Consider the following 6,000-nt stretch of genomic DNA (forward strand, 5'->3'; position numbering starts at 1 on the left):
CACGAAACGTGTGGTGCGCTTCACATTCTTTCGTACACTTATTTCGAGGCCAATCGGTCGGTTATTCCCCTGATCCACCCCGCCACTGGCACCCCACGGACCCCGCGTCCGCCGATCCTGGAGACCCACATGGCATCCACCACCTCAGCGCCCGCTCAGCCGGCGCACACCATGACCCGAGAAGAGCGCAAGGTCCTTGCGGGCACCCTCGTGGGCACCACCATCGAGTGGTACGACTTCTTCATCTATGCGCAGGCGGCCGCCTTCATCCTGGCCACCCACTTCTTCAACCCGGCGGGCGAGCAGAACGCCACGCTGGGACAGATCGTCGCCTGGGCGTCCCTGGGCATCAGCTTCCTCTTCCGTCCCCTGGGTGCGATCGTGGCCGGTCACATCGGTGACAAGTACGGGCGCAAGATCACCCTGGTCATGACCCTCTTCGGGATGGGCGCGGCCACCACGCTGATCGGCCTGCTGCCCACGTACGAGCAGATCGGTATCGCGGCCCCCATCATCCTGCTGGTCCTGCGTATCCTGCAGGGCTTCTCCGCCGGTGGTGAGTGGGGTGGTGCGGCCCTGATGTCCGTGGAGCACGCGCCCGCGAACAAGCGCGGCTTCTTCGGCGCCTACCCCCAGATCGGTGTGCCCCTGGGCGTGCTGATGGCCACCCTGTTCATGTTCGGTCTGAGCACCATCCTGACCCCCGAGCAGTTCGAGGCCTGGGGCTGGCGCGTTCCGTTCCTGTTCTCCATCGTGCTGATCTTCGTGGGTTGGCTGATCCGCCGCTCCGTGGACGAGTCCCCCGTGTTCCTGGAGATGCGCCAGCGCGCCAAGGAGTCCTCCGCTCCCCTGGACCAGCTGTTCCGGACCAACTCCCCGCAGGTCATCCTGGCCGCGCTGATCTTCGCCGCGAACAACGCCGCGGGCTACCTGGTCATCGCGTTCTTCGCGTCCTACGGCACCAAGACCCTGGGGATGTCCCGCCCCGAGACGCTGATCGCCACCCTCGTGGGCGGCGTCGGGTGGCTCATCTTCACGATGTTCGGCGGGTGGATCTCGGACAAGATCGGGCGCAAGCTCACGTTCCAGATCGGCTACGGCATCATCATCCTGTGGGCCATCCCCATGTGGTGGATGCTCAACACGGCGTCCCTGCCCCTGTTCGCGGCCGCGATCTTCATCCTGACGATCGGTCTGGGTCCGTCCTACGGTCCGCAGTCCGCCATGTACGCCGAGATGTTCCCGGCCCGCGTCCGCTACTCCGGTGTCTCGATCGGTTACGCCCTGGGGTCGATCATTGGTGGCGCGTTCGCCCCCATGATCGCCCAGCTGCTGCTCAACCGCACCGGCGCCGCGTGGACCATCGGCCTGTACATCTCCCTGATCTCGCTCGTGTCCTTCATCGCGGTCTCCTTCGTCAAGAAGTCGGACCAGGGCAAGGACCTGCACGTCGCGGAGGTGCACCAGGAGTACGTCCGGGCGCATCCGGACGAGATCGTTCCCCCGGTGGCCGGCGAGCCCGAGACCACCGCTCCGGCGCGCATCCGCCGCCACTGATCCCCGGCACACGAACCAACCGTCCCGGCCTCTGATTCGTCGGAGGTCACGACGGCGCACGGCGGGCCCCGCAGCCATACGGTTGCCGGGCCCGTCGCGCTCTTCCCCGCGTGACCGTCATCGATTGACGTGGCTCACATGATCGGGGAACCTTTACAGTGAACAATCGGTCGGTTATTGCCCCACTTAGGAGTTGCCATGTCCTCGATGCCGCAAGCCTTCCTCGTCGGAGGGGCGCGAACCCCCGTGGGTCGTTACGGCGGTGCCCTGTCCTCGGTACGCCCGGACGACATAGCCGCACTGTGCATCCGTTCCGTCGTGGAGGACGCCGGCATCGATCCCGCGCTCGTGGACGAGGTGATCCTGGGCAACGCCAACGGCGCCGGTGAGGAGAACCGCAACGTGGCCCGGATGGCGTGGCTGCTCAACGGGTACCCGGACACGGTCCCCGGGATTACGGTCAACCGGCTGTGCGCGTCGGGGATGTCCGCGATCACGATCGCGTCCCAGATGATCAAGTCCGGGGCCGCGGACATCGTGGTGGCCGGTGGAGTGGAATCCATGTCCCGCGCGCCGTGGGTCATGGAGAAGCCCCGTACGGCGTTCGCCAAGCCCGGGGAGGTCTTCGACACCTCGATCGGGTGGCGGTTCGTGAACCCCGCGTTCGTGGAGGGCCCGCTCTCGCGGGACGGCAAGGCCACCTACTCGATGCCCGAGACGGCCGAGGAGGTCGCCCGGGTGGACGGAATCTCCCGCGAGGACGCGGACGCCTTCGCCGCGCAGTCGCACGAGAAGGCCCTGGCCGCGATCCGCGCCGGTCATTTCGACGCCGAGATCGTGCCCGTGGAGGTCCGCGGCCGCAAGGGTGCGGTCACGGTCGTGGACACGGACGAGGGCCCCCGCGAGGGCTCCACCCCGGAGGTGCTCGCCAAGCTGCGCCCCGTGGTCAAGGGCGGGTCCGTGGTCACGGCCGGTAACTCGTCCTCGCTCAACGACGGCGCGTCCGCCGTGATCGTGGCCAGCGAACGGGCCGTGACCAAGTACGGGCTCAACGCCCGAGGCCGCGTCGTGGACGGTGCTTCCGCCGGTCTCGCCCCCGAGATCATGGGCTTGGGCCCGGTGCCCGCATCCGAGAAGGTCCTGGAGCGCGCCGGCTGGAGCGTGGGCGATCTGGGCTCCGTGGAGATCAACGAGGCGTTCGCGACCCAGTCGCTCGCATCGATCCGCCGGCTCGGCCTGGACCCGGAGATCGTGAACCGGGACGGCGGGGCGATCGCCCTGGGCCACCCCCTGGGTTCCTCGGGCTCGCGCATCGTCATCACCCTGCTGGGCCGGATGGAGCGGGAGCAGACCGCCAAGGGCCTGGCCACCATGTGCATCGGCGTGGGCCAGGGTGCAGCACTGCTCGTGGAGCGGGTGTGATCCGGCCATGACGCAGCACGACACCCCCGAGTGGGCCGCGCAGTTCACGGCCCTGCGCATCACCGACACCCCGGACCGCCTGCACGTGGCGCTGGACCGCCCCGCGGTGCGCAACGCCATCGACGAGGTCATGGTGGACGAGTTGCACGCTGTGTGCGCCCGTCTGGAACGCGATCCCCGGATCATGATCCTGAGCGGCACGCACGTGAACGGGAAAGGGATCTTCGCCTCCGGTGCGGACATCGCGCAACTGCGCGAGCGGCGTCGTGAGGACGCCCTGCGCGGCGTGAACTCGCAGCTGTTCGACCGGATCGCCAAGCTACCCATGCCCGTGATCGCGGCCCTGGACGGCTACGCGCTGGGCGGGGGCGCGGAACTCGCGTGGGCCGCGGACTTCCGGATCGGCACGCCGCGGGTCAAGGTGGGCCAACCCGAGACCGGCCTGGGCATCATCGCCGCCGCGGGGGCCCTGTGGCGACTGCGGGAACTGGCCGGTGAGGCGCTCGCCAAGGACATCCTACTGGCCGGTCGGACCCTCTCCGCGCAGGAGGCCCTGGAGGCCCACCTGATCACCGAGATCCACGAACCAGACGAGCTACTGGTCGCGGCGGATGCCCTGGCCGATCGCATCGCCGCGCAGGACCCGCTGGCCGTGCGCGTGTCCAAGCGTGTGTTCGCCATGCCGCGCGAGGCGCACCCCCACGTGGACGAGCTCGCGCAGGCCATCCTGTTCGAGTCGCAGGCCAAATTCGACCGTATGCAAGCGTTCCTGGACCGCAAGAAGGAGCCCAAGACATGACCGAGAACACCACCGCAACCGTCCCGTCCCGCGTGGGAGTCCTGGGAGGCGGGCGCATGGGCGCGGGGATCGCCCACGCGTTCCTGATCTCCGGAGCGCGCGTGACCGTGGTGGAAGTGGACGGGCCGGCCGCGGAGAGCGCCAAGGAGCGGGTGGAATCGGACCTCGTCAAGTCCCTCGAGCGCGGGAAGATCGACGGCAACCTGGACACGTGGACCCAGAACTTCTCCGTGAGCGTGGACTACGCGGACTTCGCGGACTGCGAGCTCGTGATCGAGGCCGTTCCCGAGACCTGGGACCTCAAGGTCTCCTCCCTCCAGCGGGTCGAGAAGAACCTGTCCGAGACGGCGTGGCTGGCCACCAACACGTCCTCGCTGTCCGTGGACGGGCTCGCCGATGAGCTCCAGCGCCCCGAGCGGTTCTGCGGCATGCACTTCTTCAACCCCGTCCCGGCTTCCAAGCTCGTGGAGATCGTGATCGGGCGCAAGACCCGTCAGGAGCTGAAAGAGCTGACCCTGCAGTGGGTCGCGGGCATCGGCAAGACGCCGGCCACCGTGAACGACGCCCCCGGCTTCGCGTCCTCCCGGCTCGGGCTGGCCCTGGGCCTCGAGGCCATTCGCATGGTCGAGGAGGGTGTGGCGTCCGCGGAGGACATCGACAACGCCATGGTCCTGGGCTACAAGCACCCCGTGGGTCCGCTCGCCCTCACCGACATCGTGGGTCTGGACGTGCGCCTGGGGATCGCGGAGTACCTCGAATCCACGCTCGGCCCCCGCTTCGCCCCGCCCCAGCTCATGCGGGACATGGTCGAGCGCGGCGAACTGGGCCGTAAATCCGGCAAGGGGTTCTACGACTACTCCTGAGCGCGTGCACGGCCGTACTCGTGGCGGGTCGGGTGCGCATCGGCTGTTCCGCGCGTCGAACCCCTTCTGACTTGGGGTTCGACGACGCCGCGGGGTTGTTCCCCACCCCCGGCCCGGTCACCGCTGCGAACACCGCGGGTGCGGGCAGCACCCCGGCCGCGTCAGCCACCGCTACGGCGCCGTCCCTGCCGGCCGTCGCGGACCCCTGCGCGGGGCCGTGCGACAAGACCGCAGCGATCCCGGTGCACCACCCCGTCTTCGGCGCCATGGAGATCGTGAGCTACGAACGTGTCGTGGAACCCGGCAGCGCCCCCGCGGGCAAGCAGGCCAGCTACGCCGTGTACCAGAACGGTCAGGCCGTGGGGTACGTGCCGCCCAGGGAGGGCACCACGGTGGTCTCCTTCGGCCCCGCTCCCGTGCTGGGAGCTCAGGAGTGGGATCTGCGCACCAACTCCACCGTGGACAAGTACGGCAACGTGTACCTGACGGACGGCCAGGAGTTCGTGGCCCAGAAGTAGTCACGACACCCGGCCCCCACCGGAACGACGACGGCGAACCCCGCGGGTGCGGGGGGTCGCCGTCGTATATCCGTCCAGCGGAGGTGGCGGGTTCAACGCTCTACCAGGACCCCGTCCTCGTCCGCCCACAGGGTCCTGCCCGGGCGGAAGGTTACGCCGCCGAAGGTGACGATCACGTCCACTTCCCCGGAGTCGTTGGGTTCGGACTTGCGGGGATTCGTGCCCAGCGCCTTGATGCCGATGTCCAGGGTGCCCAGTTCCACGCGGTCCCGCACGGGGGCGTTGATGATCAGCCCGGCCCACCCGTTCTCCATGGCGGTGCGGGCCACGTTGTCCCCGAGCAGCGCGCGGTTCATGGATCCCTGCCCGTCCACCACGAGCACCGCGCCCTCACCGGGGGTGGCCACGAGCTTCTTGACGTCCACGTTGGACTCGAAGCAGCGCACCGTGCGGATGGGTCCGGTGAACCGGTGGACACCACCCACCGAGATGAACTGGGTGGTCACGGACTGCAGGTCCTCGCCGTGTTCGTCGTACAGGTCGGCGGTCGCGAAGCTCATGGGTCACCTTTCGTGCCTACGGATCGCCGACGACGCTCGGGGCCCGGGCACGTGGCGTCCGGACACGGACGGTCCGGGCGCGTAGGGGTGGCGCGGCGTCGTCGGCGGGAACGTGATGGAGGTTACGCGAGGTCGCCAGATGAGGCAACGGGGGCGTGTCGCTGCAGGAAGCGGTAGACCTCGGTCTCGTCCACCCCGGGGAACGCGCCGGCGGGCATGGCGGCGAGCATGTGGGACGCAGGGCGGGCGGAGGGCCAGGACTGGCCGTCCCACTGCTCGGC

General features: G+C 68.8%; 6 protein-coding genes. 5 read left to right on the forward strand and 1 reads right to left on the reverse strand.

All coding sequences use genetic code 11. The features are described 5' to 3' along the window. Window positions 1-129: 129 nt before the first annotated feature. From J1M36_RS04470 to J1M36_RS04490, 5 genes are all read left to right on the forward strand, one after another. The gene (locus J1M36_RS04470; RefSeq protein ID WP_064846509.1) at window positions 130-1,557 is read left to right on the forward strand and encodes an MFS transporter; all 1,428 of its coding nucleotides are present in this window, start codon (window positions 130-132) and stop codon (window positions 1,555-1,557) included. 198 nt (window positions 1,558-1,755) lie between these two features. Continuing rightward, window positions 1,756-2,979, forward strand: a complete 1,224-nt coding sequence (locus J1M36_RS04475) for a thiolase family protein (protein ID WP_064846508.1) — start codon at window positions 1,756-1,758, stop codon at window positions 2,977-2,979. 7 nt (window positions 2,980-2,986) lie between these two features. Further along, window positions 2,987-3,778 (forward strand): enoyl-CoA hydratase/isomerase family protein, encoded by a 792-nt coding sequence (locus J1M36_RS04480; RefSeq protein WP_064846507.1) that lies wholly within the window; start codon window positions 2,987-2,989, stop codon window positions 3,776-3,778. Beyond that, window positions 3,775-4,641, forward strand: coding sequence for a 3-hydroxyacyl-CoA dehydrogenase family protein (locus J1M36_RS04485; RefSeq protein ID WP_064846506.1), 867 nt, complete (start codon window positions 3,775-3,777; stop codon window positions 4,639-4,641). Before J1M36_RS04480 ends, J1M36_RS04485 begins: the two co-directional genes overlap by 4 nt. Before the next feature lie 71 nt (window positions 4,642-4,712). Further along, a complete protein-coding gene (locus tag J1M36_RS04490) occupies window positions 4,713-5,159 on the forward strand; it encodes a hypothetical protein (protein ID WP_064846505.1) in 447 nt (148 codons plus the stop codon). 92 nt (window positions 5,160-5,251) lie between these two features. On the opposite strand, the gene rraA is transcribed toward J1M36_RS04490, so the two are convergent. After that, window positions 5,252-5,719: a ribonuclease E activity regulator RraA gene (gene rraA, locus J1M36_RS04495; RefSeq protein ID WP_064846504.1), complete on the reverse strand. Its 468-nt coding sequence runs from the start codon at window positions 5,717-5,719 to the stop codon at window positions 5,252-5,254. Window positions 5,720-6,000: the final 281 nt, after the last annotated feature.

Origin of the sequence: Kocuria sp. KRD140, assembly GCF_017168375.1 — a bacterium.
Classification (GTDB): Bacteria; Actinomycetota; Actinomycetes; order Actinomycetales; family Micrococcaceae; genus Kocuria; species Kocuria marina.

Coding starts and splice junctions, on each gene's coding strand:
- rraA (WP_064846504.1), bottom strand. CDS start 5,719: ATGAGCTTCGCGACCGCCGACCTGTACGACGAACACGGCGAGGACCTG.
- J1M36_RS04485 (WP_064846506.1), top strand. CDS start 3,775: ATGACCGAGAACACCACCGCAACCGTCCCGTCCCGCGTGGGAGTCCTG.
- J1M36_RS04470 (WP_064846509.1), top strand. CDS start 130: ATGGCATCCACCACCTCAGCGCCCGCTCAGCCGGCGCACACCATGACC.
- J1M36_RS04480 (WP_064846507.1), top strand. CDS start 2,987: ATGACGCAGCACGACACCCCCGAGTGGGCCGCGCAGTTCACGGCCCTG.
- J1M36_RS04475 (WP_064846508.1), top strand. CDS start 1,756: ATGTCCTCGATGCCGCAAGCCTTCCTCGTCGGAGGGGCGCGAACCCCC.